At 66.6% G+C, this 25,846-nt stretch carries 24 protein-coding genes and 1 pseudogene; 15 read left to right on the forward strand and 10 right to left on the reverse strand.

What is annotated here, in order from left to right:
- The first annotated feature begins 2 nt into the window (after positions 1 to 2).
- The 6 genes from NIBR502770_RS15590 to NIBR502770_RS15615 are packed head-to-tail and all read left to right on the forward strand — an operon-like array spanning position 3 to position 6,817.
- A complete protein-coding gene (locus NIBR502770_RS15590; RefSeq protein ID WP_141182540.1) occupies positions 3 to 2,141 on the forward strand; it encodes a dipeptide/oligopeptide/nickel ABC transporter permease/ATP-binding protein in 2,139 nt (712 codons plus the stop codon).
- Positions 2,138 to 2,944 (forward strand): ATP-binding cassette domain-containing protein, encoded by an 807-nt coding sequence (locus tag NIBR502770_RS15595; protein ID WP_141159227.1) that lies wholly within the window; start codon positions 2,138 to 2,140, stop codon positions 2,942 to 2,944. The genes NIBR502770_RS15590 and NIBR502770_RS15595 overlap by 4 nt, the downstream gene beginning before the upstream one ends.
- Positions 2,945 to 2,988: 44 nt before the next feature.
- Entirely contained in the window at positions 2,989 to 3,918 is a 930-nt protein-coding gene (locus NIBR502770_RS15600) for a dihydrodipicolinate synthase family protein (protein WP_141159226.1), read from the forward strand.
- An 8-nt stretch (positions 3,919 to 3,926) separates the two neighbouring features.
- Positions 3,927 to 4,874 (forward strand): ROK family protein, encoded by a 948-nt coding sequence (locus NIBR502770_RS15605; RefSeq protein WP_141182541.1) that lies wholly within the window; start codon positions 3,927 to 3,929, stop codon positions 4,872 to 4,874.
- Between the two features lie 51 nt (positions 4,875 to 4,925).
- Positions 4,926 to 5,609 (forward strand): N-acetylmannosamine-6-phosphate 2-epimerase, encoded by a 684-nt coding sequence (locus tag NIBR502770_RS15610; RefSeq protein WP_141182542.1) that lies wholly within the window; start codon positions 4,926 to 4,928, stop codon positions 5,607 to 5,609.
- Positions 5,606 to 6,817: an N-acetylglucosamine-6-phosphate deacetylase gene (locus NIBR502770_RS15615; RefSeq protein ID WP_141182543.1), complete on the forward strand. Its 1,212-nt coding sequence runs from the start codon at positions 5,606 to 5,608 to the stop codon at positions 6,815 to 6,817. Before NIBR502770_RS15610 ends, NIBR502770_RS15615 begins: the two co-directional genes overlap by 4 nt.
- A 26-nt stretch (positions 6,818 to 6,843) precedes the next feature.
- Here the strand turns inward: NIBR502770_RS15615 and NIBR502770_RS15620 are convergent, their stop codons facing one another.
- The 3 genes from NIBR502770_RS15620 to NIBR502770_RS15630 form a co-directional block, all read right to left on the reverse strand.
- The gene (locus tag NIBR502770_RS15620; protein WP_141182544.1) at positions 6,844 to 7,368 is read right to left on the reverse strand and encodes a YbhB/YbcL family Raf kinase inhibitor-like protein; all 525 of its coding nucleotides are present in this window, start codon (positions 7,366 to 7,368) and stop codon (positions 6,844 to 6,846) included.
- 230 nt (positions 7,369 to 7,598) lie between these two features.
- On the reverse strand, positions 7,599 to 8,366 hold the full coding sequence (locus NIBR502770_RS15625) for a glucosamine-6-phosphate deaminase (protein WP_141182545.1): 768 nt from the start codon (positions 8,364 to 8,366) through the stop codon (positions 7,599 to 7,601).
- A 115-nt stretch (positions 8,367 to 8,481) separates the two neighbouring features.
- On the reverse strand, positions 8,482 to 9,213 hold the full coding sequence (locus tag NIBR502770_RS15630) for a FadR/GntR family transcriptional regulator (protein WP_141159220.1): 732 nt from the start codon (positions 9,211 to 9,213) through the stop codon (positions 8,482 to 8,484).
- Between the two features lie 260 nt (positions 9,214 to 9,473).
- Here NIBR502770_RS15630 and NIBR502770_RS15635 point away from each other — a divergent pair, with 260 nt between their 5' ends.
- Positions 9,474 to 9,950, forward strand: coding sequence for a sensor histidine kinase (locus NIBR502770_RS15635; RefSeq protein WP_141182546.1), 477 nt, complete (start codon positions 9,474 to 9,476; stop codon positions 9,948 to 9,950).
- A 103-nt stretch (positions 9,951 to 10,053) separates the two neighbouring features.
- On the opposite strand, the gene NIBR502770_RS15640 is transcribed toward NIBR502770_RS15635, so the two are convergent.
- Complete coding sequence (locus NIBR502770_RS15640) at positions 10,054 to 10,665, reverse strand: NADPH-dependent FMN reductase (protein WP_141182547.1); 612 nt, start codon at positions 10,663 to 10,665, stop codon at positions 10,054 to 10,056.
- Positions 10,666 to 11,044: 379 nt separating this feature from the next.
- Here NIBR502770_RS15640 and NIBR502770_RS15645 point away from each other — a divergent pair.
- Both NIBR502770_RS15645 and NIBR502770_RS15650 read left to right on the forward strand, forming a co-directional pair.
- Positions 11,045 to 13,615, forward strand: a pseudogene (locus NIBR502770_RS15645) (hypothetical protein); the annotation flags it as partial.
- Between the two features lie 179 nt (positions 13,616 to 13,794).
- The gene (locus tag NIBR502770_RS15650; RefSeq protein WP_141182548.1) at positions 13,795 to 14,763 is read left to right on the forward strand and encodes an SRPBCC family protein; all 969 of its coding nucleotides are present in this window, start codon (positions 13,795 to 13,797) and stop codon (positions 14,761 to 14,763) included.
- Between the two features lie 78 nt (positions 14,764 to 14,841).
- On the opposite strand, the gene NIBR502770_RS15655 is transcribed toward NIBR502770_RS15650, so the two are convergent.
- Positions 14,842 to 15,312: an Lrp/AsnC family transcriptional regulator gene (locus NIBR502770_RS15655; RefSeq protein ID WP_246839836.1), complete on the reverse strand. Its 471-nt coding sequence runs from the start codon at positions 15,310 to 15,312 to the stop codon at positions 14,842 to 14,844.
- A gap of 92 nt (positions 15,313 to 15,404) precedes the next feature.
- Between NIBR502770_RS15655 and hisC the strand changes: the two genes are divergently transcribed.
- The 3 genes from hisC to NIBR502770_RS15670 all read left to right on the forward strand — a co-directional run bounded on the left by hisC (position 15,405) and on the right by NIBR502770_RS15670 (position 17,916).
- Positions 15,405 to 16,508 (forward strand): histidinol-phosphate transaminase, encoded by a 1,104-nt coding sequence (hisC, locus tag NIBR502770_RS15660; protein ID WP_141182549.1) that lies wholly within the window; start codon positions 15,405 to 15,407, stop codon positions 16,506 to 16,508.
- Positions 16,505 to 17,194, forward strand: a complete 690-nt coding sequence (locus NIBR502770_RS15665; RefSeq protein WP_371416466.1) for a YitT family protein — start codon at positions 16,505 to 16,507, stop codon at positions 17,192 to 17,194. The genes hisC and NIBR502770_RS15665 overlap by 4 nt, the downstream gene beginning before the upstream one ends.
- Before the next feature lie 80 nt (positions 17,195 to 17,274).
- The gene (locus tag NIBR502770_RS15670) at positions 17,275 to 17,916 is read left to right on the forward strand and encodes an NADPH-dependent F420 reductase (protein WP_141182550.1); all 642 of its coding nucleotides are present in this window, start codon (positions 17,275 to 17,277) and stop codon (positions 17,914 to 17,916) included.
- Between the two features lie 81 nt (positions 17,917 to 17,997).
- Here the strand turns inward: NIBR502770_RS15670 and NIBR502770_RS15675 are convergent, their stop codons facing one another.
- Positions 17,998 to 18,912 carry a hypothetical protein gene (locus NIBR502770_RS15675; RefSeq protein WP_141182551.1) on the reverse strand — a complete coding sequence of 305 codons (915 nt, stop codon included), beginning with the start codon at positions 18,910 to 18,912 and terminating at the stop codon, positions 17,998 to 18,000.
- A 158-nt stretch (positions 18,913 to 19,070) separates the two neighbouring features.
- On the opposite strand from NIBR502770_RS15675, the gene NIBR502770_RS15680 reads away from it, so the two are divergent.
- Positions 19,071 to 19,424 (forward strand): hypothetical protein, encoded by a 354-nt coding sequence (locus NIBR502770_RS15680; RefSeq protein WP_141159211.1) that lies wholly within the window; start codon positions 19,071 to 19,073, stop codon positions 19,422 to 19,424.
- Positions 19,425 to 19,468: 44 nt separating this feature from the next.
- Here the strand turns inward: NIBR502770_RS15680 and NIBR502770_RS15685 are convergent, their stop codons facing one another.
- Positions 19,469 to 20,401, reverse strand: coding sequence for a threonine/serine dehydratase (locus tag NIBR502770_RS15685; protein ID WP_141159210.1), 933 nt, complete (start codon positions 20,399 to 20,401; stop codon positions 19,469 to 19,471).
- 2 nt (positions 20,402 to 20,403) lie between these two features.
- Positions 20,404 to 20,667 (reverse strand): hypothetical protein, encoded by a 264-nt coding sequence (locus NIBR502770_RS15690; protein WP_141182552.1) that lies wholly within the window; start codon positions 20,665 to 20,667, stop codon positions 20,404 to 20,406.
- 199 nt (positions 20,668 to 20,866) lie between these two features.
- On the opposite strand from NIBR502770_RS15690, the gene NIBR502770_RS15695 reads away from it, so the two are divergent.
- Complete coding sequence (locus NIBR502770_RS15695; protein WP_141182553.1) at positions 20,867 to 22,123, forward strand: SLC13 family permease; 1,257 nt, start codon at positions 20,867 to 20,869, stop codon at positions 22,121 to 22,123.
- A 71-nt stretch (positions 22,124 to 22,194) separates the two neighbouring features.
- Here NIBR502770_RS15695 and NIBR502770_RS15700 read toward each other — a convergent pair whose 3' ends face one another.
- Entirely contained in the window at positions 22,195 to 22,929 is a 735-nt protein-coding gene (locus NIBR502770_RS15700) for a hypothetical protein (protein WP_246839835.1), read from the reverse strand.
- 277 nt (positions 22,930 to 23,206) lie between these two features.
- Between NIBR502770_RS15700 and NIBR502770_RS15705 the strand changes: the two genes are divergently transcribed.
- Entirely contained in the window at positions 23,207 to 24,817 is a 1,611-nt protein-coding gene (locus tag NIBR502770_RS15705) for an HNH endonuclease signature motif containing protein (RefSeq protein ID WP_141182554.1), read from the forward strand.
- Between the two features lie 60 nt (positions 24,818 to 24,877).
- Here the strand turns inward: NIBR502770_RS15705 and NIBR502770_RS15710 are convergent, their stop codons facing one another.
- Positions 24,878 to 25,705 (reverse strand): MBL fold metallo-hydrolase, encoded by an 828-nt coding sequence (locus NIBR502770_RS15710; protein ID WP_141182555.1) that lies wholly within the window; start codon positions 25,703 to 25,705, stop codon positions 24,878 to 24,880.
- Between the last annotated feature and the right edge of the window lie 141 nt (positions 25,706 to 25,846).

Below are 25,846 nucleotides of genomic sequence, written 5' to 3' on the forward strand. Positions count from 1 at the left end.
CCATGCGCAGCAAACTCGCTGAACGTCTGAGCGCCCCCGGCCTCCGCCTCAAGGCCCTGCCCTGGGGCTCCCGGCTGGCCCTCGCCTTCCTGGTGGTGATCGCCCTCGCCGCCGTCTTCGCCCCGGTCCTGGCACCGCACGATCCGCTGGAAACCTTCATGCCCGCCACTCCCCCGGGCGCCGAGCACTTCTTTGGCACCGACCGGCTGGGCCGCGACATCTTCTCCCGCCTGCTCTTCGGATCGCAGTCATCGCTCATGATCGGCCTCGGCGCCGTAGGCCTGGCAGTCCTGGCGGGTGCCCTCCTGGGGTCACTGGCGGCCACCTCCAGCAAGGCCGTCAACGAACTTCTCATGCGCCTGATGGACATCCTGATGGCCTTCCCCGGCATCGCCCTGGCCGCGGTGCTGCTGGCGGCCTTCGGCAACTCGGTGCCCACCATCATCATTGCCATCGCCATCATCTACACCCCGCAGCTCGCCCGGGTGGTCCGCGCCAACGTGCTGTCCCAGTACGGCGAGGACTATGTCCGTGCCGAACGGGTCATCGGCGCCGGCCGGTTCTACATCCTGGTCAAGCACATCGTGCGCAACACCGCGGCCCCCGTCCTGGTGTTCGCCACGGTGATGGTGGCGGACGCCATCATCCTCGAGGCCTCTTTGTCCTTCCTGGGCGCCGGCGTCCAGGATCCCGCCCCGTCCTGGGGCAACGTGATCTCCTATGGCCGCAACCTCGTGCTGTCCGGCGGCTGGTGGGCCACCACCTTCGCCGGCCTCACCATCCTCCTCACCGTCCTGGCGCTGAACATCCTCGCTGAGGGACTCACTGACGCCATGGTCAACCCCCGGCTGCGGCGCGCGCCGGCGGTGAAGGACGACGACGGTGCTGCCGCTTCGGTGGCCGGCGCCGCCGTCACCGGCTCCGCGGTGGACACGGAAGTGGCTACCTCAGTCGCCCAGCCGTCGGTCGTGGAACAGCACGAACTCGACGGCGTCCGCGAGGCAACAGCTGCGAATGCGGGCGAGCGCGAGCTGGCCCATTCCGCCCTCCTGACCGACCGCCGCGTGGCGGCGGCCAACCCGCACGCCCTGCTGGACCGTGAGCTGGAACTGCTCGCCGCCGTCGAGGCCACCCGCACGGACCGGCTCCCCCAGGTCTCCGCGGACGCCCGGACCGTCCTCGAGGTCAAGAACCTCTCCATCCGGTTCCCCGGCCGGTTTGGCGAGACCGCCATCGTGGACGACGTCTCCTTCACTGTCCGCGAAGGCGAAACCATGGGCCTGGTGGGCGAATCCGGTTGCGGGAAGTCCATCACGTCGCTGGCTGTCATGGGGCTGCTGCCGAAGACGGCCCGGATCACCGGTTCCATCCGTTTCGACGGCAAGGAACTGCTGGACCCGGACGCCAGCCACAGCAACGCCAAGGCCTACCAGGGCCTGCGCGGCGAGCAGATCGCCATGGTCTACCAGGACGCGCTCAGCTCGCTGAACCCGTCCATGAAGATCAAGGACCAGATGCTGCAGCTGACCCGCCGCGGCGGCCGGAAGACCCCCGCCGAACTGCTGGAAATGGTCAAGCTCGATCCCGTCCGCACCCTGGCCAGCTACCCCCACGAGTTGTCCGGCGGGCAGCGGCAGCGCGTGCTGATCGCCATGGCCTTGTCCCGTTCACCCAAGATCGTGGTGGCGGATGAGCCCACCACTGCCCTGGACGTCACCGTCCAGAAGCAGGTGGTGGACCTGCTCAACGAACTGCGCGAGCAGCTGGGATTCGCCATGGTGTTCGTCAGCCACGACCTCGCACTGGTGGCCTCCCTGGCGCACCGCATCACGGTCATGTACGCCGGCCAGGTAGTGGAATCCGCCCCGGCCTCCGAGCTGCTGCGGAACCCGAAGCACGAATACACCCGCGGCCTGCTCGGCGCGGTTCTCTCCATCGAGGCCGATGCCGCCCGACTGCACCAGATCCCCGGCACGGTCCCTTCCCCCAACGATTTCGCCCCCGGGGACCGGTTCGCCCCACGTTCCCTGCGCAGCGACGCCGACCCCAACCAGCAGCTGGTCCTCACCGCCGTGGCTTCGGCAAACGGCGGGAATTCGGACCACTTCTGGGCCAGCCACCTGAAGGAGGACGCCAAGTGAGCGCATCCACCGGTTCGCCGGTCATCGAACTCAGGGACGTCAAAGTCCACCACCGCACCCGCACAGGCGGGCTGTTCCGTCCCGGGACCGTCAAGGCCGTCAACGGCGTGGACTTCACCATCAGCCGTGGGGAAACCGTGGGCATCGTGGGTGAATCCGGCTGCGGCAAGTCCACCCTCGCGTCGGTACTGGTGGGCCTCCAGGCCCCCACGTCAGGGCAGGTCCTGTTCCACGGCAAGCCCGCCATCAAGCGGAACGCCGCCATGCGGAAGGAGTTCGGCCGCTCCGTTTCCGTGGTGTTCCAGGACCCGGCCACCGCGCTGAACCCGCGAATGACCATCCAGGACATCCTCACCGATCCGCTGCAGGTGCACGGCATCGGCAACGCCGCCAGCCGGGCTGCCAAGGTCCGGGAACTCCTCGCGCTGGTAGGCCTGCCCGCCTCAGCGGCGGAAGTGACGCCGTCGCAGGTGTCCGGTGGGCAGCGGCAGCGCGTGGCGATCGCCAGGGCCCTGGCACTGGATCCGGATATCATCGTCGCGGACGAGCCGACATCGGCCCTGGACGTCTCCGTCCGCGCGCAGGTCCTGAACCTCCTCTCAGACCTGAAGACGCAGCTGGACCTGGGCATGGTGTTCATCTCCCACGACATCCAGACCGTCCGCTACGTTTCCGACCGGATCTGCGTCATGTACTTCGGCGAAATCGTGGAGGAAGGACCCGCAGCCCAAGTGTTCGACAACCCCACCAACGACTACACCCGCAAGCTCCTCGGCGCAGCCCCCAGCCTGCTGCACACCTAGACCACCCACCCCTCTTCTACCAACCCAGTTATCGGAGTTTTCCCGTGTCTTCCCAGTTCTCCGGCGTCATCCCGCCCGTCGTCACCCCCCGCCACGCAGACGGCAGCATCGACACCGCGTCCCTGCACAACCTCACCAACCACCTGCTCGACGGCGGCGTGTCCGGGCTGTTCGTCCTCGGTTCCTCCGCCGAGGTGCCCTACATGACCAACGCCGAGCGCGACCTGGTGGTCAGCACCATCGCCGAAGCCAACGCCGCAGCCGGCGCCAAGGCAGTTCCGCTGATCGTGGGCGCCAACGAGCAGACCACCAACCGGGTCATCGACGAGGCCAAGCGCGTGATCGACCTCGGGGCCGACGCCATCGTGGCCACCTCCATGTACTACGCAATTGGCAACGCCGATGAGACCGAGACCCACTTCCGCAGCATCCACGCTGCCGTCGACGTTCCGGTTTTCGCCTACGACGTGCCGGTCCGCACCCACTTCAAGCTGCCCACCGATCTTCTGGTTCGGCTGGGCCGCGAGGGCGTCATCGCGGGCGTCAAAGACTCTTCCGGTGACGACGTTGCCTTCCGCCAGCTCCTGCTCGCAGCCCGGGACATCGACAACTTCGACATCTTCACCGGCCACGAGGTAGTGGTGGACGGTGCGCTCCTGGGCGGCGCCCAGGGTGTAGTTCCCGGCCTGGGCAACGTCGACCCAGCAGGCTACCGCAAGCTGGTGGATGCGGCCGAAGCCGGGGACTGGGCAAAGGCCGCGGCCGAACAGGACCGCCTGGCGGACCTCTTCGAGATCGTCTATACCCCCAACGGACGAGTCTCCGGAGGGGCGGCCGGGTTGGGTGCCTTCAAGACCGCCCTGCAGATCATGGGCGTCATTGAAACCAACACCATGAGCGCACCCATGCAGGCGTTGAACGAAGAAGAGACCACCGCGATCAAGGTCATCCTCGAACGCAACGGCCTCGTCTAGGCATCCCGATGATGTATGCAGTTGGTGTTGACCTTGGGGGTACCAAGACCGCTGCCGGCGTGGTTTCGGCCGACGGGGAGGTGCTGTTTTCGGACACGGTTCCCACACTGAGCCGCGACGGCGGGGAGGCCATTCTCGACGCCACGGCCGAACTTGTCGCCGGACTGATCAAGAAGGCGGCCGACGACGGGATCGCCGTTGAGCGCGTAGGCGTCGGTTCCGCCGGGGTCATCGATGCCGGGCGCGGCGTGGTGGTGTCCGCCACCGATGCCATCCGCGGCTGGGCCGGGACGGCACTCACCGCGGGCCTGGCCACACGGCTGGGCCTGCCGGCGTCGTCCGTCCGGGCGGTGAACGATGTCCACGCCCACGCACTTGGCGAGGCGTGGGCTGGAGCCGCGGCGGGAACCGCAAGCTCACTCCTGGTGGCCTTCGGCACGGGCGTGGGCGGCAGTTTCGTGCTCGGCGGACGCCCGCTGTTGGGGCACCGCCATGCGGGAGGACACGTGGGCCATTTCGCGTCGCCCTACGCGTTCCACGAGGGCACCGCCATCCCCTGCGTCTGCGGCGGAGCCGGGCACGTCGAGGCCGTTGCCTCGGGACCCGCCATCCGCGAGGCGTACCTGCGGCTGGGCGGCACGGAGCCTGTCACGGACGCCCGTGCCGTCTTTGCCCTCGCCGGCCGAAGCGATGCCGCCGCCATCCGGGCCGTAGGAATCGGCGCCGGAGCTGCCGGGCAGGCCATGGGCGGCCTCGCCAACATCCTGGACCCCGAGGTGGTAGTTGTCACGGGCGGACTTTCCGACGCCGGCGCCCCCTGGTGGCGGCCGATGGAACGGGCCCTCCGCGCCGAACTCCTGCCTGCCCTGGCCGGGCTCCCCGTCCTTCCGGCTACACTCGGCAACGCAGCCGCTCTGGTGGGCGCGGCACGGCTGGTCCTCCTTCCGCCCGTCTGAAACGTCCTCACACGTACCCGCCCAACCGCCACCCTTCCAGAGGAACCCGTTATGCTCCTGACCCCCGAAGCCCTCGAATCCCTGCGCGGACGGCTCATCGTGTCCTGCCAGGCGTATCCGGGTGAGCCGATGCGTGATCCCCGGACCACAGCGCAGGTGGCCGCTTCAGCAGTGGTTGGCGGCGCAGCGGCAGTCCGGGTGCAAGGCCTCGCCGATGTGCAACACACCCGCTCCGCCGTCGAGGTGCCGCTCATCGGGCTCTGGAAGGACGGGCACGACGGCGTGTTCATCACCCCAACGCTCCGGCACGCCCTGGCGGTGGCCAACTCCGGGGCCCATGTAGTGGCAATCGATGGAACCCGCCGGGACCGGCCGGACGGCCTTACCCTGGCGCAGACGGTAGCCGGCATCCATGCAGAGTCCCACGCCCTTGTCATGGCCGACTGCGGCTCGTTCCAGGACGCAGCTGCCGCCGTCGAGGCCGGGGCCAACCTGGTGGGCACGACGCTGGCCGGGTACACCGGTGAGCGGCCCAAAACCTCCGGCCCGGACCTGGACCTGCTGGAGGAGATCGCCGCGGCCGGCTTTGGTGTCCCCCTGATTGCCGAGGGCCGCATCCACTCCCCCGCCCAGGCCCGGCTGGCTTTGGACGCCGGCGCTTTCGCCGTGGTGGTGGGAACGGCGATCACCCACCCCGCCACCATTGCCGGCTGGTTTGTGGACGCGCTGGCATGACGGCTCCTGACGGGCTGCTGCTCACCGGAACGCTCCTGACGGATGGCACCACCGTGCCGGACGCCGCCGTCGCGGTTGTAAACGGACGGATCGCTTATGCGGGTCCGCGGACCGGACTTGCCACTGCGTCGCTGCCATCGTTGCCTGAACGAGCGCTGCCTTCCGGGAACATGATCCTCCCGGGACTGATCGATCTGCACTGCCACGGAGCGGCCGGCGGGGACTTCCCCGGCGGTGAACTCGATGCCGCCCGTGCTGCCGCAGAATTCCTCCACCGGAGCGGCACCACCACGCTGCTGGCAAGCCTGGTCACGGCCTCCCGGGAGGACCTGTTGCGGGGCGCGGCAACGCTGCGCGTCCTCGCCGAGGAGGGCATCGTCGCCGGGATCCACGCCGAAGGCCCTTTCCTGTCGCACGCCCGTTGTGGGGCCCAGGACCCACGCTTCCTGCTTGAGCCCAACCTCGGATTGCTTGATGAATTGGTCGGGGCGGCCGGCGGGCACTTGCGCACCATGACGTACGCGCCGGAACTGGCTGGGGCAGCCGACCTTGTGCAGGCCCTCGTGGCGCACGGCGTTGTTCCGTCGCTGGGGCACACGGACGCAGATGCGCGAACGACGGCGGACTCGCTCATCCTGGCAGCAGGGCTGATGGCGGCTGGACGCACCACTGGCGCGCGGCCCACGGTCACGCATCTGTTCAACGGCATGCCTCCGCTGCACCACCGGAGCCCCGGCCCGGTCGCGGCGTGCCTCCGCCTTGCCGCAGCCGGCACGGTGGCAGTCGAGTTGGTGGCGGATGCGGTGCACCTGGACCCGGAGACTGTCGGCATGGTGTTCGCCCTGGTGGGCGCAGGCAACGTGGTCCTGGTGACCGATTCCATGGCCGCCACGGGGCTGCCGGACGGCGACTACGACCTCGGACCTGCAGCCGTCCGGGTCACAAGCGGCGAGGCGCGGCTCCGCGGCAACGGCTCCCTGGCCGGCGGAACCGCAACCCTGCTGGACGTAGTACGCCGGACCATCGCCGCAGGCGTGGACGCGGCAGGGGCCGTTCTGTCCGCTACCGCCGTGCCTGCCCGGATCCTGGGACTTTCAGATGAAGTGGGCAGTCTCCGTACCGGGCTGCGCGCCGACGTCGTAGTGGTCGATGCCGGCTTCAATCCCGCGCTGGTTATTCGTCACGGAAAAGTCCTGGCGCCACAGTGAGTCTTCGAGGAAACTGATGCGGCGTTTTACGGCACCTCGAATGTGGCGGTAAGCCTTGCCCGTCCTATCGCATGGCTGAAAAGCTGGAAGCCCAGGTAGGCGGGGCTTGCCTCGGCAGGGATGTCGAGTTCGTCCACATCCACTGCGTGGACCACGACGTGGTAGTGGTGGGGACCGTGCCCCGCAGGCGGAGCCGCGCCGACAAATCCCGGGAAACCGGCATCGTTCGCCAGTTGCACCGCTGGCTTGGGCAGGCCGTCCTCGGCGGCACCCGAAGGAAGCGATGTGGTGGACGCAGGCAGGTTGAAGGCTGCCCAATGCCAAAACCCACTGCCAGTGGGAGCGTCCGGGTCCAGAACCGTCACGGCAAAACTCTTTGTCTCCGGTGGGAAGCCCTCCCAGGACAGTTGTGGAGACCTGTCTTCTCCGCCGTCGATTCCCATCTTCCCGCTAGCCTGGGCAACGGGAAACGGCTGCCCGTCCTGGATGTCGGTGCTGGTCAAGGAGAACTCGGGAAGCTGGGGAAGGGCGGCGTACGGATCGTGCGACATCTCTTTGGTACCTTTCCTAGACAACGGGATTCGAATTACCGGCAAACACGATGGAAACAGGTTTACTGGTGCACACTCTAGCGCCGGTTTCGGTGGATAAGCCGAAATAATCAAGTGGAAACCGGTTCAGCCCAGAACGCATGCCGGCTGTGTGGCCGGGTCCGGTACCTCCACCTGGATGTCCCGGCACACCAGGGGCCCAGAACAGCGTAAACAGCGCAGGCAGAACGTCAGAGGCTGATGGCGGGGCCAGCCACGCGCACTGCAACACCGGCCTTTTCGGGCGCAAGCTGCGAGGCTGCTGATTCGTCTGCCACCACGGTGACATGCGGATGGCGCTGCAGGACTGACGCCGGGCACTCAGCGGATACAGGACCACTCAGTGCCGCGGCCAGGATCGCTGCCTTGTCCTGCCCGTGGACCACCAGGAGAAGGTGCCTGGCTTCCATGATGGTCCCCAGGCCCTGGGTGATGCACCGCTCAGGGACCTCCGACAGGGAACCAAAGTAGCGGGCGTTGGCCTCCCGGGTACGGGCGGCCAACGTCTCGACACGGGTACGGGAGTCGAGCGCTGACCCCGGCTCGTTGAAGGCGATATGTCCGTTGTGGCCAATGCCCAACAACTGCAGGTCGATGCCGCCGGCGGCACGGATTGAAGTGTCGTACTCGACAGCTGCCCGCTCAGGGTCCTCCGCACCGCCGGCAGGCACCCGCACGTGCCCGGGGTCCAGGCCCAGGCGTTCGGTGACCTCACGACGGACAACCTCGCCGTAGCTTTCCGGATGCCCGGCCGGCAGCCCCACGTATTCGTCAAGGGCAAAGGCCCTCACGCGCGACAAATCGAGCCGGTGGCCGGCGAGGGCTGCGTAGACAGGCAGTGGGGAGCCTCCTGTGGCAACACCGAGGACCGCGTCCGGCTTGCTGCGGACGACAGCGGCAATGATCCCGGCAGCGACAGCACCAATGGCGGCTGCATCAGGGACGACGAAGATTTCCAAGGCGGGGCCTCTTTCTGGGGGTTGGACTGCAGCAGGGCATGCAGCGGCCGGGCCGGGACGGGCCAGCCCTTCATGGACATACTGGTGGTGGCCGAAACGCCACCTCACGTGGCCGTTAGGCGGATGCCACGTCCTTGAGCTTTTGGCGGATACCGTCAAAGTGTCGCTGGAGCCGCTCGGCAGCGAGGGCTTTGTCCCTGCTGGCAACGGATTCGTAGATATCCCAATGGATACGGACCTGCTCATCAAGGTTGACCGGCCCATGGCCCAGGGCTTCATGGATCTGCCGGTATACCTGCCAAAACACGTCCATGAGGTTAATGAGGAGTTCGTTGTTCAGCGGCGCGTAGAGCTTGCGGTGGAATTCCGCATCATGCTCAGCCAAGGGCTCACCCTTCGCGGCAGCCTCCTGCATGGCCTCCATCGTCCGCCGGAGATCGGACAGGTGCTCTTCCGTCAGCAAATCGATGGCGGAGCCGATCAGACCGGACTCGAGCGCCTGGCGTACATCGATCAGCTCCATGGCTTCTTCGCCCTTGTGCCGAAGGGACAGCCGGCCGCGGAATGTCAGTCCCGACACCAGGGCGCTGAAGTTGTTCGGGGCAACGAACATGCCAAAGCCATGGCGGATTTCGATGACACCAAGGGCCTGAAGGACTTTGAGGGACTCCCGGACGGTGTTTCGTCCCACGCCGAGTTCGCCGGACAGCTCGCTCTCTGTAGGGAGGGCGTCCCCGACGTCCAGCCCGCGCTCAAGAATGAGCTCCATGATTCTGTTCTGGAGGGCGTGGGAGCGGATTTGCGCGCTGAATCTTGCGGGGGGAACCGCTGCTGATGCTACTGTCACGTCATCTCCTTCGACCGCGCCCGGCGGCGGCCTCTCGTCTGGGTTCAGTGTACAGGACATGGGACGTCCTTCATCCGGTAGTTGGTAATGAATCTTCAAGGGTTGGGTCGCAGTCCCTGGGCGCGCTGCTTCATCCTTCGGACACCGGCGCCCCCACCGCGCAGAATTGATGCGATCTTGAGGCAAACCTTGCCATCCCTAGACGTTGCAGGTCCACGCTGGAGCCAAGAGACCAACCAGCTTGTGGGGAGCAGGAAGTCATGGCAAGCAGAGCAGCACTGGACACCGACGTCACGACCGTGGGAGGCGTGCTGACCGACCAGCAGCCCCTCGACTTCCACACGCTGGGGCTCGCCGGCTGCATTGACCGGCTGACGGCACCCCTGCGGCAGCGCGGAACCGTGGTCCACTGGGATACTCCGCACTGGGGCATTGAGATCCCGGCAGGCTCCGCATCCCTCCTGTACCAGTCCGCCCGGGAAGCCCTCAGCAACGCCTTCAAGTACTCCGCGGCGCACACGCTGACCATTCAGCTGGCGGCCGTTGACCATGGCATCAGGCTGGTGGTGGCCGACGACGGCACAGGCTTCGACAGCAGCCTCGCCACGTGCGGGCGGCACCACGGTTATGGCCTGCGGCTGATGGCCGTGGCCGTGCAGGAGGCCGGTGGCGCGGTGGACATCAGCGCCTCACCCGGGAGGGGCACCAGCGTGACGGTCACGTTGCCGCTGGACTGACCCGAAGGTTCCAAACCGCAGGCGCGAAGGACGGCCCTGCCCATAGACCCGGAGGCCCGCCGTTGCTGGGACGGCGGGGCTCCGTATGTCCAGGGAGAGGAACCTAGCGGGAGAGTTTTTCCGCGTCCGGCTCCAGGTCGCCAATATGGCCCGGCGCGTTGGCAGCGAGGACCCTTGCCACGAATGCCGCATATTCGTCCATGAAGTGGCCCAGGAACTTCGCGGTCGCTTCATCCTCGACCTCACCGTCGGCGCCAAAGACATCAGGCTTGTAGCTGATGTAGGCCTCCGGGGAATTCAACTGCGGGGCGTCCAGGAAGCTCAGGACGCTGCGCATGGAGGACTGCATCACGGCCGTGCCGATGCTGCCCGGCGAAGCGCCGATGATACCCGTGGGCTTGCGCGCGAATGAGTTGGTGCCCCAGGGCCGGGAACCCCAGTCGATGGCGTTCTTCAGTGCGCCGGGAATGGACCGGTTGTACTCGGGCGAGACGAACAGGATCCCGTCCGCAGCCTCAATGGCTTCCTTAAGGGCGCGGCCCTCGGGCGGAAAGTCGGCGTCGTAGTCATAGCTGTACAGCGGGAGGTCCTTGATGGGGATCTCGGTGAATTCCAATTCCGCGGGCGCGAGCTTGATCAAGGCATTGGCCAGGACCCGGTTGATGGAACCGCTCGCCAAGCTGCCTACGAAATATCCGATCTTGTACGTTGCCATGAGTGATCCTTTCCAACAGCCGGTCCGTCCCGGCTGGCTGAGTGTGGCTGGAAATGTGCCGGCCCCGCACCGGACGGGAACGGCGGTTGGTGCTCACTGCTTCATCAGTCCAGCACATACAGGAGGCCCCGGCCAGAGGGCGCACGTTGCCCTTGAGGCTCAACGGCGCTGGGGATGCCCCGACAAGCCAAACCACCCCGTCCGCGACACCCCCATACCGTGGACCGCCCCTTGCGGGGATAAATCTCACCTACTAATTTGAAACGTATCAGAAAGCGTTTTCAGTGCATGTGGCAACGGAATTGGATGACATGACGGACAACGTCCTTATCAGGTGGATTGACGGACAAGCCCCCACGGAAATCAGCGGCGGGACCACGTGGGGCATGCCATTCCCCCGCGGCTCGGTCCAGGGAACAGAGGCGCTGGCGGTGACGGATGCTGCGGGCACCCCCGTGCCCAGCCAGGCGTGGCCACTGGCCACCTGGCCTGACGGATCGCTGAAGTGGGCCGGCGTCGCTCTTCCCGCGACGGGATCGCCGTCGGACACCTACAACGTGACGGCCGACGCCGGCACAGCCAGCGCGGCCGGCCAGCCGCCGTCGGACGGCAGCTCAGTCACCGTCACCGAAAGTGCCGACGCCCTCACCATAGACACGGGTGCACTGCAGATGGTGATCGACCGCGTCGGCCCGTCCCTGTTCCGCAGCCTCTCCCGCCATGGTGAACCTGTCGCCCGGGACGCCCGGCTGGTCAGCTTCCTGCAGGACGGCGTGCCCGAAGGCGCCGGGACTGCCAGCCGCGACGCCTTCACCGGCGAGGTCACCGCCGTCGTCCTTGAACAAAGCGGACCCGTGCGCGCCGTGGTGCGGCTGGAAGGGCGGCACCGCCAGGACGGCGCCGGAGGCAAAGGGCGCAGCTGGCTGCCCTTCGTGGTGCGCTTCTACTTCTACGCCAACGCCCGCAGCGTGCGCATGGTGCATTCCTTTATCTGGGACGGCGACGCCGGGCGGGACTTCCTGGCCGGACTTGGGGTGCGCTTCACCGTGCCGCTGGAGGCCGAACTGCACAACCGGCACATCCGCATCGCGGGAGCCGACGGCGGGTTCCTCACCGAGGCGGTCCGCGGCCTGACCGGGCTCCGCCGGGACCCGGGCGCTGACGTACGCGGCGCCCAGGTTGCCGGACGCACCACTCCCCCGGCGGAGACGTGGAACCCTGAGGTTTCCCGCCGGCTGCACCTGATCCCCGCCTGGGGCGACTACACGCTCAGCCAACTCAGCGCCGACGGCTTTGAGCTCCGCAAGCGCACGGCAGCCGGCCATGGCTGGGTGGGAATTTCCGGCGGCACCCGCGCCGCCGGATTCTGCTCGCTCAGCGATACCCGCGGCGGACTGGGAGTAGGGATCAAGGACTTCTGGCAATCCCACCCGGGCCAGCTGGACATCCGGGGGCGGCCGGCAGCGAAGCCTCCCTGACGGCTTGGCTGTTCTCCCCAGAGGCCCAGCCCATGGACCTGCGGTTCTACCACGACGGCATGGGCCAGGAGACGTTTGGGGAGCAACTCGAGGGCCTCGAAATCACCTACGAGGACTACGAGCCGGGCTTCGGAAATCCCACCGGCATTGCCCGCACCCATGAGTTGACGCTGTTCGCCTACGAGGCCACGCCGTCAACGGAAAGCCTGGCCGCGGACGCGGCGGCCGCCTCTACCCCCGCCCTGCTGCAGGCCACCCCGGAATACCTGCATTCTGCCGGAATCTTCGGCGACTGGTCCCCGGTGGACCGGAGCACCCCGGCCCGCGCCCGCCTCGAGGACCGCCTGGACTTCCTGTTCGATTTCTACGCCGGGCAGGTGGAGCAGCGCCGCTGGTACGGGTTCTGGAACTACGGCGACCTCATGCACACCTACGACCTCGACCGGCACGTGTGGCGGTACGACGTGGGCGGCTACGCCTGGGACAACTCCGAGCTCTCCCCGGATCTCTGGCTCTGGTACTCCTACCTGCGCTCCGGCCGGGCGGACATCTTCCGGTTCGCCGAGGCCATGACGCGGCACACCGGCGAGGTGGATGTATACCACCTGGGCCCGTGGAAAGGCCTGGGTTCCCGGCACAACGTCCAGCACTGGGGCTGCAGCGCCAAGCAGCTGCGCATCAGCACGCCGGCCTACCGCCGCTTCTACTACTACCTGACGGCTGACGAGCGCACCGGCGACCTGCTGTCTGAACTGGTGGACAGCGACCAGAACTTCCTGGGCCTGGACCCGGTCCGGAAAGTCCGCCCCGACGCCGCAACCTACCGGCCCAACAGGGGCGCGTTGGGCGTGGGCCTCGGGACTGACTGGGGCTCGCTTGCTGCAACCTGGCTCACGGACTGGGAACGCACCGGCAACCCGCGCTCACGGGACCGGCTCCTGGGCACCATGGCGGACATCGGCGCGCTCAAGTACGGGTTCCTCACCGGCGAAGCGCTGTACGACCTGGACAGGGGCAGGTTCGATACAACACGGGAGCAAATTTCGGTGTCACACCTCAGCGCGGTGTTCGGGCTGGTGGAGATCTGCAGTGAGCTGGTGGACCTGGTGGATGATCCGGAGTTTGAACGCTCCTGGCTGCAGTACTGCCGGCTGTTCCTTGCCAGCAAGGATGAGCAGGTGGAGGCCGTGGGCCAGGCGCTGGAGGGCATCTACCTCACCCAGGCGCACAGCCGCCTTACCGCCTACGCTGCCGCACGGCTGCAGGATGCCGGGCTGGCGGCCCAGGCGTGGGAACACTTTGCCGGGGGCGGCGAGCACCTGAACCACGGGGCGGCGTTCTCGCTGCGGAAAATGGAGCCGCCCTTCGTCCTGCTGCCGGTTGATGAAGCGCCCACGGTCTCGACTAATGACGCGGCGCAGTTCGGTCTCGCCGTCATCCAGAACCTGGCGCTGGCGGGCCGGCACCTGGACTGACACTCATGCGTTGCACAAAACCTCGACGGCGGCACCTGGCGGGTGCCGTCGTCGTCCGTTTCCCCTCACGCCCACGTTGGACTCTGGAAACATCCGCGATCAAAAGGTATGTTACTAAGCATGCTGATGATTCTTCCCGAGTCATTGGTTTCCGGTAGCAAAGCGAAGGAGACGTTATGAGCACGAAGGTGGAAAAACGCATTCTGGTGAACGTACCGGTGAGCACCGCTTATAACCAGTGGACCCAGTTCGAGGAATTCCCGCACTTCATGGGCGGCGTCAAGAGCGTGACCCAGCTCAGTGACGACCGGCTGGAATGGGTGGCCGAGATCGGCGGCGTCCGCAGGCAATGGGAAGCCAAAATCCTGGAGCAGATCCCGGATCGGCGTGTGGCCTGGGCCGCCACCGAAGGCGCAACGAACGCCGGTGCCGTGGACTTCGAGGATGTCGGAGGCGGCCAGACCTCGCTCCGGCTGACCCTCGAATACGAGCCCGAAGGCATCGTCGAGAAGGTGGGCGACAAACTGAACGTCGTTGACCGCCAGGCCGAATCCGACCTGCAGAAGTTCAAGGCATTCATCGAAGACGAAGGCTATGCCAGCGGCGCGTGGCGCGGTTCCGTCAACGCCGGAACCACTGTGGGCACGCCCGGTGTTGAACACGCAGGCGCTTCCCGCGGCGATTCCGGCAAGGCCGGAATCTCGGGCAAGGTTGCGGCCGGCGTAGGCATCGCAGCGGCAGCAGGCGCAGCAGCGGCGATGGCTGCCGGCAGCAACAAGGACGACGCCGAAACGCGCGACGTCACGGTCACGCAGACCACGCCCGCGGTCCCGGCAGAACCGGTGGTTCCCGCAGAGCCGCTCACCACCGGCGCCACCACCGGCAGCGCCTACCCGGGCACGGGGACAACGGACACCACAACGGCAGGCACGAAGTCGGGGGCCGGCTCCTCCGGTTCCGTCGCCGATCTGGGTGATGACAGGATCGGGCACGCCTTTGACCAGACCAATGGCCTGGTGGACACCACTGGCGAGTCCGACGAGACGGCTGCCGGCGAGAACCTGAGCGCCGGCGAAAGGCGCGGGGACGACCGCAACGCCGACGGGGGCCTCCCGCCTGTGGGTGGCAACCTCGGCGGCCACTGACCCGGCCCCACCCAAGAACCAGCGCCGCCCGCCTTCCTCCCAAGGCGGGCGGCGCTTCCGCGCCTTCGGGTAGGTCTACTACTTTTGGGCTGCCGCTTGGAGCAGCGGCACGGTGCGGGTGGGCATGACTTCCACCAGGGACATGGCCGTACTGGTACGGACCACGCCGTCAATCGCCAGCATCGCGTTGGTGATCCTGTGCAGGTCGGCGGGGTCCCTTGCGGCCACCTTGGCGAGCAGGTCCGCATCCCCGGTGGTGGCGTGCATCTCGATGATCTCGGGGATCGTCTGAAGCGCCGACACGGCAAGGTCGCTGGAGGACTGGCTGATGGAGATCGAGATAAAGGCGATGAGCGGCAGGCCAAGGGCCTCGGTCCGGACCCGCTGGCTGAAGGGCGCCAGGCTGCCGTCGTTGACCAACCGTCGGAGCCGGGCGTGCACGGTATTGCGGGCCACGCCCAGCGTCCGGGAGAGGGACAGGACGGTAGCCTGCGGGTCCCGGTCGAGTGTGAGGAGGATCTCTGCGTCCAGGGCATCAATAAGGTGCATATTGAGCATTTTGCCATCTGGCTGACCTCCAACCACAGGATCTGTCCTGTGGGATCCTGACCTGTTGCGCAGACGTCCTGAAATCGCTGATCATGCTGTCCATGACCAGCACCCTTCCCGAAGCCACGGCACCGACGGTCCGCGCCGCCGTCGCCCATCTGCCCGCCTACGTGGCAGGCAGGAGCGCCCAGTCGGCCCTGACCGCCGCCCTGGCCTCGAACGAAAGCCACTTCACCCCCCTGCCCTCCGTCGTCGACGCGATTGCTGCGGAGGCCGGCAGGATCCACCGGTACCCGAGCATGGGCGCGGTGGAGGCGCGGGAAGCGATCGCCGCGCACTTCGGCGTCAATGCTGACGAGGTTGCCGCCGGACCGGGAAGCTCCGGGGTGCTGCAGCAGGTCATCTCGGCAGTCTGCGGACACGGCGACGAGGTGGTGTTCGCCTGGCGCTCGTTCGAGGCCTATCCCATCCTGGTGGCGGTGGCCGGCGCCGTATCGGTCCCCGTCCCGCTGCTGGCGGACGAACACCACGACCTTCCCGCCATGGCTGACGCCATCACTGAGCGCACCCGGCTGGTCATCCTGTGCTCGCCAAACAACCCTACCGGCGTGTCCATCAGCCCGGAGGCGCTGGAGGCATTCCTCCAGGCCGTTCCGCCACGTGTGCTGGTGGTCCTGGACGAGGCCTACATCGAGTTCCAGCGCGGCAACGGCATCGACTCCCTGGACTTCTACCGCCGCTACCCCAACCTGTGCATCCTGCGCACCTTCTCCAAGGCATACGGGCTGGCAGGCCTACGGATCGGCTACGCCATCGCCCGGCCGGAAATCGCCGAAGGCCTTCGGCGCACGGCCGTTCCCTTTGGCGTCAACAGGATGGCACAGGCCGCCGCGGTGGCGTCGCTCGCTGCGGAGGACGAGGTTCTTGAGCGCACCGAGGCGGTGGCCCAGGAACGGACCCGCATGATCGGAGCCCTTCGCGGCCACGGCTGGAACGTCCCGGACAGCCAGGCCAACTTCTACTGGCTGCGCGCTTCCGACGGGCTGCGCGGGCAACTCCTCGACGCATTGGCCCAGGCAGACATCCTGGCCCGCGGCTACGCTGCCGACGGCGTCCGGATCACACTGGCAGACAAGCCAACCAATGACCGTGTGCTTGCCGTCCTGGCGGACCGCGGAAAGTTTGCGGCCCAGTGAGCACCTCCACGGAAACACGCGCTGACGCAACCGCGGCTGCACCGGCCACGCACCATGAAGAGCCGACGGCGGGAGGTTCCGTTCCGCCGTCGGCCGTCCGCCATTCGGTGGTTGAGGACGTCCTGGGCATCCTGACCGGCACCTTCGCCGCATCGCTGGGGCTGTTCCTCCTCAAGTCGAGCGGGGCCGTCACCGGCGGAACCGCGGGCTTGGCCCTACTGGTCAGCTACTCGGTTGCACTTCCGTTTGGCGTGATCTTCTTTGCCGTGAACCTACCATTCTTCGCGCTGGCCGTCTGGAAGAAAGGCTGGAACTTCGCGCTCCGCACGGGCGCCGCGATCACGCTGGTGTCCCTGATGGCCAGCGTGCACCCCGCCGCCTTTGGGTCCATGGACCTCGACCCGGTGTATGGGGTGCTGGGCGGAAACCTGCTGGCCGGAGTCGGCCTCCTGATCCTCTTCCGGCACCAGTCAAGCCTGGGCGGTTTCAGCATCCTGGCGCTGCTCCTGCAGGACAAGTTGAACTGGCGTGCAGGATACGTGCAGATGGTCCTGGATGTGGCCATCGTCCTGGCTTCGCTGGTCCTCGTTGCACCATTGGTGGTGCTGCTGTCCGCTGCCGGCGCCACCCTGCTCAACCTCGTCCTCGCCCTCAACCACCGGCCCGGGCGCTACACGGGCAACTAGGCACCGGAAAGCAGGCACCGGCCTGTTTATTCCCAAAAGCCGGCTGAAATATCTGCCCGGGGACCGGTGTTGGCGCCACTATGACAACAATCGGAATCATCGGTGCAGGACATATTGGAAGCCAGGTGGCACGGAAGGCCGTGGAGCAGGGCTACGACGTAGTCATCAGCAACTCCCGCGGGCCGGAAACCCTCCAGGACCTCGTGGCTGGGCTCGGCCCCAGAGCCAAGGCGGCAACGCCGGCTGAAGCGGCCGCCGCGGGCGACTTCGCCGTGGTCACGGTGCCGCTGAAGAATTACAAGGACGTCCCGGTGGAACCGCTGGCCGGCAAGATCGTGATCGACACGAACAACTACTACTGGGAGCGGGACGGCAGGATCCCCGCCCTGGACAACGGCGAAGCCACCACGTCCGGGATGCTGCAGGAGCACCTCCCACAGTCGAAGGTGGCCAAAGGTTTCAACCACATCATGGCCAAGGACATCACCACTGATGGCTCACCCGCCGGCAGCGAAAACCGGCGCGCCCTGGCCACCGCGAGCGACTACCCGGAAGCTGCCGAACTGGTGACGCGCCTGTACGACGAATTCGGATTCGACACTGTCAATGTGGGCCCGCTCTCCGAAAGCTGGCGCGTGGAACGTGACCGTCCTGCGTACGTGAAGCGGCAGAACGCCGTTGAACTGAAGGACAACCTGGAAAAGGCTACGCGGACCATCTGACCCGTCAATCCGAAGGTTATCGATACGGGGCTGGCCGGCAGCAACTGCCAGCCAGTCCCTTGTCCCTGTGCTGCTTCCGGCCTACTTCCAGGCAGGAACCAGCACCACTTCGAACGGGCTGGGCGGCCGGTTGAACTGGGCGTTCACAGCGGCCACGGTATCGTCGAACTTGGCCACAGTCGTCGGAATGTCGAACGCCCCGGACTTGATCGTGTTCCTCTCATCGGCGGAGGACAAATCGCTGGAAAGATCCAAGCGCTTGATCTGGTTGAGCTGGTTCTGGACGGCCCAGACGTTATCGCCCTCCACCAGGATGCCGTCCACGAACGGAACATCGGCATCTTTTATGACGGCGCTCCTGCCGTTTTTCGGATTGACGGTATACAGCGCCCCATTGTTGGTGTGCGCCACAATGAGGGTCTGGCCATCCTCAGTGGACGCAATGCCGTTCAGGTTGAATCCGGGTTGGAGGTCCGCTGCCGGCCCGCTCAGTTTCAGGGTCTTCACCTTGCCCAGCTCCCCGTGCTCCCCCACCGGCAGGAAGTAGAGTTCGTCCGCGGCAGAGTTGGTGAACCAGGCGCCGTCGCCGGTCAGTGTGACGTCGTTGATGAATCCCTTTGCCAGGTCGAAATCGGCAACGGGCTTGCCGCTCCGGGTGTTGTAGACGAATGCCTTGCCGGTGCCGCCGCCCGCCACAAACAGCAGGTCGTGGCAGGTATCAGCCTTCAGGCCCGCGGCGGCCCGCCCCGCAGGGGCATGGATGAATCGGGTGGCGGTACCCTTGCGGAGGTCACCGCGGAAGATGTCTCCGGTGGTCAACTCCCCGGCGTAGAAAGTCTGGCCCTCCCCTGCCGCGATGCCTTCTGCGGAGGTGGCGCCGTCGAGCACTATTTCCCCTGCTGGCGGCGCTGCGGACGCCGGAAGGGCTGTGGGGAGAAACAGCGAAAACAGGGCGGCAAGGCCCACGGCCGCGTGGCGGCGCAGTGTCTGGCGCATGCTGGTTTCCTTAGTCTGGAATGATGCGCACGGGGCCCCATCTGCGGAAGCTCCGCACGATTGGTACTGCCATTCTAGGCGCGCGAATTGGGCATGCGAAGGCGCCGGGCTACCCAATCTGCTTACAATCGAACCCTCTGACCACTACCGAGGGACCCATGAAGAAATTCGCCACAGCCCTGTTTGCCGCCGGCCTCATTGCTTCCGCTACGGCCTGCACCGCCACACACCAACTGACCACCGCTGAGACCTGCGAGCGGATCCAGGCCGTTGTGTCGAACCCCGCCAACAACGCCGGCAAGACGGGCATGAACAACCTCGCCAACCAGATCCGCCCCATCCACGCGGTTGCCTCGGACGACCTCAAGCCTGCACTGGGCCAGATCCTGGCGTACACGGATGAACAGGCCAAGGAGAACCCGGACAAGGACAAGCTGGCCGATCTCCAGTCGGGCTACCAGGAAGCCGGCACCACCTACAGCAAGTTCTGCGGCCAGGGCGGCGCCCAGTAGCCTGCTGACCCAGCCCGGGCGCCGCGTTGGCCGCCTGGGCTGGGCTAGAGCGTGGCCGGGTCCGTGTTTGCGCCGCACAGGATGACCGCCACCCGTTCATCGCGGGCCGGCACGTAGGCTCCGGTGGTCAATGCGGCGTAGGCGGCTGCGGCGCCGTGTTCCACCACAATCCGGTATTCGTTCCACAATGCGGAGCGGGCGGCGACGATGTCCGAGTCCGTGACCAGGACACTTTCGACGCCGCAGCGGACCGCCACTGAGAAGGCAATCCCGCCGGCACGCCGGGCGCCCAGGGAGTCGGCAGCGATGCCCGATACCGGGACGTCCACCGGCTTCCCGGCAGCCAGGGCAGCGTGCAGCGTTGGCGCGGCCCCAGGTTCCACCGCAACCACTTTGGCGGAACCTTCGACGGCGGCGGCTACCCCGGCCATCAGCCCGCCACCTCCCACTGCCACCAGGACGGTGTCCACGTCCGGCACCTGGTCCAGCAGTTCAGAGCCGACAGTTCCGGCGCCGGCAACGATTTCGGGCTGGTCGTAGGCGTGGCAGTAGACCGCGCCGGTTTCCTCGGCATGGACCACGGCGGCCTGGTAGGCGGCCGCGTATTCCGCACCACCCTGGACCACGGTGGCGCCGATCGCCTTCAGCTTGGCGACCTTGACGGCCGGCGCGGCTTCCGGAACGAACACGGTGGCCGGTACGCCCAGCTGCTTCGCTGCATACGCATTGGCCAGTCCGGCATTCCCGCCGGAGGCAACCACGATGCCCACGTCTGCCCGCAGTTCCCCGCGCTCCCGGCTGGCCAGGATCCGGTTGAAGGCGCCGCGGGCCTTGAACGTGCCCGTGTGCTGCATGAATTCGCACTTGAGCCAGACCTGGCCGTCGGCCAAGCCACGGTCCGCCGCCACGACGGGCGTCCTGCGGAGAAGGCCGGCCGTCCGCCGCTCCGCCTGGTCAATATCGGCGCGGGTGACCATGCTCAGACTTCGTCGTCCCAGGTGCCCGGTTCCTCCAGCGCCTCCTCCGGTTTATGGTCCCGGGCGGCTTCTTCGCCTCCGACGTACGACGCCGGCACGGTTCCGGGCGCGTGGGCCTGCTGTTCCTCGCGGATGTTGGCTGCCCCCGGCTGTTCGGGGTGCTGGCCGGACTGCGGAGCCCTGGTGGCTTCTCCCTTGGCTTCGTCCGGGTCGCCCGGGCCCCGAAGGTCTGCGGTGTTCTGGGGATCGTCGCTGGAAACGGTCATGGTCCTGCCTCTCACCTTGGGAACTTCCTGTTTGGCCGGGGGAACCCGGCCCGTCCTCCAGCCTACGGTCTGGTCACCTCCCTGGCCGTTCCCGCGCGAGGTTAAATGGCGCGCCACCACGGGATTCATTGGAGGCGCGCCCGGCGAGCTGCCTCCCGGCGTCGTATCCTGCTGTGGAGCCACAGACCCGGAGCCTGACATGACTTATATCCAGATCATCCCCCTGGTGATCCTCGTGGTGATGTTCGTCGTCGCCACCAGGTGGCCATTGAACATCGGGGTGATGGGGCTGGTGGCCTCGTTCGGCGTCGGCTATTTCCTGCTGGGCTTGTCGGACAAGGAGATCCTGGCCGAATTTCCGGCCAGCATTGTCCTGACCATCATTGGGGTCACTTACTTCTTCAGCATGGCGCAGCGGAACGGCACCATCGGCATCATCGTGCAGGGCTGCGTCCGGATGGTTCGCGGAAAGACCATGCTGCTGCCGTGGGTGTTCTTCCTGATGGCCGCCGCCCTGACTTCCCTGGGCACCTTCTCACCCGCCGCCATCGCTTTGCTGGCTCCCGCGGCTATCGGTTTTGCCTACGAGTCGCGCATCCACCCCGTCATGATGGGCGCGTTCATTATCAACGGCGCCCACGCGGGCGGCTTCTCCCCGCTGTCCGTGGCCGGAGTCCTGGTGCATGACATCTCGCTGAAGAACGGTTTTCCCATCTCCCAGGGCAGCCTCTTCAGCGCCAGCTTCGCCCTTAACCTGGTCCTCTCGGTGCTCACCATTGTCCTGTTCGCCCTGTTCGGCAAACTGCGTGACGGTGCCCCCAGGCAGCATGTGGACACCGACACCCCGCCCGTCGGACGCCCCCACGGCCAGCAGATCATAACTTTGGTCCTGATTGCCGTGATGCTGGTGGCCACCCTCGGTTTCCACCTCCCCATCGGCTTCGTGGCCCTCTCAGCCGGGCTGCTGCTGGCGTTCATCAACATCCAGGAACACAAGACTTTCATCGGCGGCATCTCCTGGTCCACCGTCCTGCTGGTGGCAGGCATGATCACCTATGTCTCCCTGTTGGAGCATGTGGGGGTCATCGACACCTTGGCCCAGCAGGCCCTGGCCCTGGGCGCCCCGCTGCTGGTCGCGCTGGTCCTTTGCTACGTAATCGGCGTGGGCTCTGCCTTCGCGTCCTCCACGGCATTACTCACAGCGTTCATCCCGCTGGCCGGCCCCCTCCTGGCCACGAGCTCGCTCAGCGCCTCCGGAACCGTGGCCGCGCTGGCCATCGCGGCCACCGTCGTCGACGTCTCCCCCTTTTCCACCGATGGTGCGCTGGTGGTGGCAAACGCGCGGGACGACGACCGGCAGCGGGTCTACCGCCAGCTCATGTTCTACGCGGGCGGCGTGGTGCTGGTGGCCCCGGCGCTGGCATGGGCGCTGCTCATCCCTACCGGGATCATCTAGGGCCTGGTTTCCAGCCCCACCCAGCCAGCAGGGTGAGGGGGGCTGGAACAGGTGCGGGGACTTGGCCGCCGCTACCGGGGGGCGGTGGGAGAGGCCGACGACGAGGCGCCGCTGCCCGAGGACATCGTCGCCGAAGAGGTGGACGAGGCAGTGGATGACGACGAGCTGCTGGGCGAGGACGTGCCCATTGAGCCGGACGAACTGGTGGAGGACGGGCTTGACGTTGCGCTGCCGCCCTCGGCCTTCTTCAGCACGTCGTTGATGAGGCCCTCGAGTTCCTTCTGGTCCGAGTCACCAAGGTCGGTACCGCTCTTGGTAGCCACCACCAGCAGGCGCCCCTTCGCAGCGGAAACCTGCATCAGCTTCTGCTGATTGTCGCCGCTCCGGGTGCTGACGGTTGCAAAGGTCTTCTCAGCGTCAGTGTCGGCCTTGAGTTCCTGGCTTGAAACGTCGTATTTCTGCCCGAGCGCCGAGACCGAGAATTTAGCGCACTGGTCCATCTTGCCGCTGATGTCGCTGAGGGTCTTTACTGCGTCGGGGCCGCCACTTCCGGACTGGGCAGACAGGCTGCGCGGCTGCTGGCCTTCGGAAAGTGCGACGGCGACATCACCGTTCTCAACTTTGTCCAGCAGGCCGGCGGTGGCGATGTCCTTGCAGTCCTTGGGATCGACGGTTGCGGCGCTCATCAGCAGGTTGGCGATGTTGCTGCCCTGGGCAACCTGGTCCTTGGAGTACAGCTTGAGCTCATTGCCGTCGTCGTCCTTCATGCCCGAGATCAGGTTCCGGAGCTCATCCTCCGAATACACTTTGGCTTCGGCAGTCTGGCTGGCGGAAGCTGACGCCGTCGACGAACTGGAAGGACTGGCAGTTCCACTGCCCCCTCCCGAACAGCCGGCCAACGCCAGCATTGCCGCAGCCACAACTCCAAGCGCAGATACCCTTCGCATTAGGTTCACCCTCCCAAATAGACAGCATGCTTAGTACTTTCACTCTAGAGGTTCCCTTTGGAAGTGTGAAGTAACGCCGTTGGGAGGGAATTGGGGATACACGTTAAATGTCAGTGGGTCGCTGGATGATGTGGGTATGGGAATCGGCGGTGGTCTTGGGGTGGTGTTGGAGGGTGTTCGTGCCTCTGTTGCTGCCCTGGATGCGCTGGAGCGGGAGGACGCTTCCCTGGCGGCCGGTTTAGATGTTGGTTTCGATGTTGGTGTTGGTGCCGGTGTGGACGTGTTGCAGCGGCGCTATGAGATCCGGCTGGACAGGCTGGAGCTTACGTCCCGGCTGGAGGCGCAGCTCGCAGCAGTGAAGGCGCAGGACGCCGTCGACGCCGTCGGGTTCCAGGAGGCGATGACCCCGCCGGACGCCTCGGTCCAGGACCGTACCTACGCGCAGATGTCGGTGGTGGAGGAGATCGCCGGGGTCCTCACCGTGAGTTCCGCCGGTGCCGGGGCGTTGGTGGAGCAGTCCCGGCGGGTCTGTTCCCTGCCGCTGGTCATGAACGCCTTGGCGGCGGGCGTGATGTCGTGGCAGCACGCCCGCGTCGTCGCGGACGAGACCGAGGGCCTTGACGCTGTCGGGGCTGCCGGGCTGGTGGCGCATTTCTTCGACCCCGACGCACCCGATCCGGCCCGGGGTGCCTTGCCCGGTGAACTGGTTCCGTCCCGGTTCCGGGCCAAGGTCCGGGGCTGGCGGGAACGCCACCACCCCGAATCGATCCAAAAGCGCCATGTAAAAGGGGTGGCGGACCGGCGGATGGAATACACCCCGGACAAGGATGGCATGGCCTGGGTCTCCCTCTACCTTCCCGGGGACACCGCGTGCGCCATCTGGAACCGGACCACCGCCACCGCCCGCGGCCTCCAGGGCCCCAACGAACCCCGCACCCTCACCCAGCTCCGCCCCGACATCGCCGCATCCCTGTTGCTCGGTGCCGTCCAAGCGTCGGGTGAGGGGTCCACCGGCACCGCCCCGGGCACGCAGGGTGTCACCGGGATCGGGAAGGTTCCCACCCCGCGGGCCGACGTCCTGGTCACCGTGCCCGTGTTCGCCCTCCTCGGAGCCACTGACGAACCAGCCATCCTGGACGGTCTTGGACCCATCCCGGCGTCCATGGCCCGCAGGCTCGTTGCGGACGGGGCGGAGTCGTTCTACCGGGTCCTCGTGGACCCCAGGGACGGTGCGCCCCTGGAAATCGGCAGGAAGAACTACCGGCTCACCGAAACCATCAAACGCTGGATCAGGCTGCGCGACGGCAAATGCACGTTCCCCGGCTGCACCAACCGCACGCCCGACAACGAAACAGATCACCTCCAAGCGTGGGAACACGGCGGCACCACGGGAACCAGCAACCTGGCCCAGCTCTGCCGTAAGCATCATCGGCTCAAACACCACAGCCAATGGACCCCCGGCCCGGCCACGAGCAAGGACCCACCGGGCTGGACATCACCCACCGGGCGCTTCTACAACCCGGAACAACAGGATTCAGAACCAACCCACTGGCCACCAGGAAGCCTGTCACCATGGCTGCAACGGGAAGCTGCCGGTAAATGCCAGTGCCTGGAGGCGAGCCTTGAAAACCTTCCGCAGTGGGAACCCGACGACGACAGGTACGTGGACCTCAACGACTTGCCAGCCGACGATCCACTCTGGGCCGAACTCCTGGCCACGCCATTCGCGCTGTCATCGCAAGGGTGAACCCCGCGCTGAGGCCATCCCACCCATCAGCCGCTTCATTACCCGGCCCCGGCAGTACAGCTACGCTGCTTCGGGCGCTCCTGCGATCCGCCGTCGACGTGCCATCCGTTGCGCCTTCTCCTTGGCGGCCGCGGCCCGGAGCCGGGGGACAACCGCCATGGCGATGGGCTGCCCATGACCGGGGGCCAGCAGCCGGGGCCCCAATTCTGCCAGCCGGGCCACGGAGTCCATCGCCGTCTTGCGGCTCCACGTGGTGTACCAGGGCGGACCGGAAACATGTGATGCCCGGAGCAGGAGACCGCGCGCCGAGTTCAAGTCCACGGTGGTTACCGCATCACCGGTCATCAGGACGCCATCTTTGGAACGCCAATACGCCACGTGTCCGGGGGTGTGCCCCGGCGTGGGAACGGCGGCCCAATCGGGCAGGCCGGGCACCTCGCCGCTTCGTGGAAGGCCATGCACGACGTCGGTAATGTCACCTGCGGCCTCAATCCGCCGCCGGACGCGGGCAGGCAGGGACCATACAAGGGGCGCAACCAGCCACCGGTCCAGCGGCATTGAATATCCCGGAACGTAGCGGCCGGCAGCCATAGGCAGTTCGGCGCGGTGGACATATGCCGGAATCTTCCAGGTCCGGGCAAGTGTCCCAGCAGCCCCGGAGTGGTCAGGATGCAGGTGGGTCAGGAAGATGGCTGCAGGAACTTCGCCGGGACCGAGCAGTTGCTCCACTGCCGCGCGCAGCGGTTCCGCACTGGCCGCCCATCCGGAGTCGATCATCGCCCATGAGGGGCCGGATCGGATCAGGTAGACGTTTGATGCCAGCGGGCCTGAGCCAGTGGTCATCAGCACCACACCGGACGCGATCTCCTGCGGTTCCGAAACACGCATCACCGTGACCTCACACAGCTCCGAAGACTGCACTGAAGTGGGCGTACGGGGGGCACGAAGCCTCGCGAAATTGCCCCGTTGATCTGCGGCGGGGCATGGCCGGACCATTCCACTCCACTGGGCCTCGCCATACCCCCAGTT

Source organism: Pseudarthrobacter sp. NIBRBAC000502770 (genome assembly GCF_006517815.1).
Taxonomy (GTDB): Bacteria; Actinomycetota; Actinomycetes; order Actinomycetales; family Micrococcaceae; genus Arthrobacter; species Arthrobacter niigatensis.

Bases quoted from the DNA above. Each gene is read 5' to 3' on its own strand.
- NIBR502770_RS15590 (WP_141182540.1), top strand. From the start codon at position 3: ATGCGCAGCAAACTCGCTGAACGTCTGAGCGCCCCCGGCCTCCGCCTC.
- NIBR502770_RS15605 (WP_141182541.1), top strand. From the start codon at position 3,927: ATGATGTATGCAGTTGGTGTTGACCTTGGGGGTACCAAGACCGCTGCC.
- NIBR502770_RS15610 (WP_141182542.1), top strand. From the start codon at position 4,926: ATGCTCCTGACCCCCGAAGCCCTCGAATCCCTGCGCGGACGGCTCATC.
- NIBR502770_RS15615 (WP_141182543.1), top strand. From the start codon at position 5,606: ATGACGGCTCCTGACGGGCTGCTGCTCACCGGAACGCTCCTGACGGAT.
- NIBR502770_RS15620 (WP_141182544.1), bottom strand. From the start codon at position 7,368: ATGTCGCACGATCCGTACGCCGCCCTTCCCCAGCTTCCCGAGTTCTCC.
- NIBR502770_RS15635 (WP_141182546.1), top strand. From the start codon at position 9,474: ATGGCAAGCAGAGCAGCACTGGACACCGACGTCACGACCGTGGGAGGC.
- NIBR502770_RS15640 (WP_141182547.1), bottom strand. From the start codon at position 10,665: ATGGCAACGTACAAGATCGGATATTTCGTAGGCAGCTTGGCGAGCGGT.
- NIBR502770_RS15650 (WP_141182548.1), top strand. From the start codon at position 13,795: ATGAGCACGAAGGTGGAAAAACGCATTCTGGTGAACGTACCGGTGAGC.
- NIBR502770_RS15655 (WP_246839836.1), bottom strand. From the start codon at position 15,312: ATGCACCTTATTGATGCCCTGGACGCAGAGATCCTCCTCACACTCGAC.
- hisC (WP_141182549.1), top strand. From the start codon at position 15,405: ATGCTGTCCATGACCAGCACCCTTCCCGAAGCCACGGCACCGACGGTC.
- NIBR502770_RS15670 (WP_141182550.1), top strand. From the start codon at position 17,275: ATGACAACAATCGGAATCATCGGTGCAGGACATATTGGAAGCCAGGTG.
- NIBR502770_RS15675 (WP_141182551.1), bottom strand. From the start codon at position 18,912: ATGCGCCAGACACTGCGCCGCCACGCGGCCGTGGGCCTTGCCGCCCTG.
- NIBR502770_RS15680 (WP_141159211.1), top strand. From the start codon at position 19,071: ATGAAGAAATTCGCCACAGCCCTGTTTGCCGCCGGCCTCATTGCTTCC.
- NIBR502770_RS15685 (WP_141159210.1), bottom strand. From the start codon at position 20,401: ATGGTCACCCGCGCCGATATTGACCAGGCGGAGCGGCGGACGGCCGGC.
- NIBR502770_RS15690 (WP_141182552.1), bottom strand. From the start codon at position 20,667: ATGACCGTTTCCAGCGACGATCCCCAGAACACCGCAGACCTTCGGGGC.
- NIBR502770_RS15695 (WP_141182553.1), top strand. From the start codon at position 20,867: ATGACTTATATCCAGATCATCCCCCTGGTGATCCTCGTGGTGATGTTC.
- NIBR502770_RS15705 (WP_141182554.1), top strand. From the start codon at position 23,207: ATGGGAATCGGCGGTGGTCTTGGGGTGGTGTTGGAGGGTGTTCGTGCC.
- NIBR502770_RS15710 (WP_141182555.1), bottom strand. From the start codon at position 25,705: ATGCGTGTTTCGGAACCGCAGGAGATCGCGTCCGGTGTGGTGCTGATG.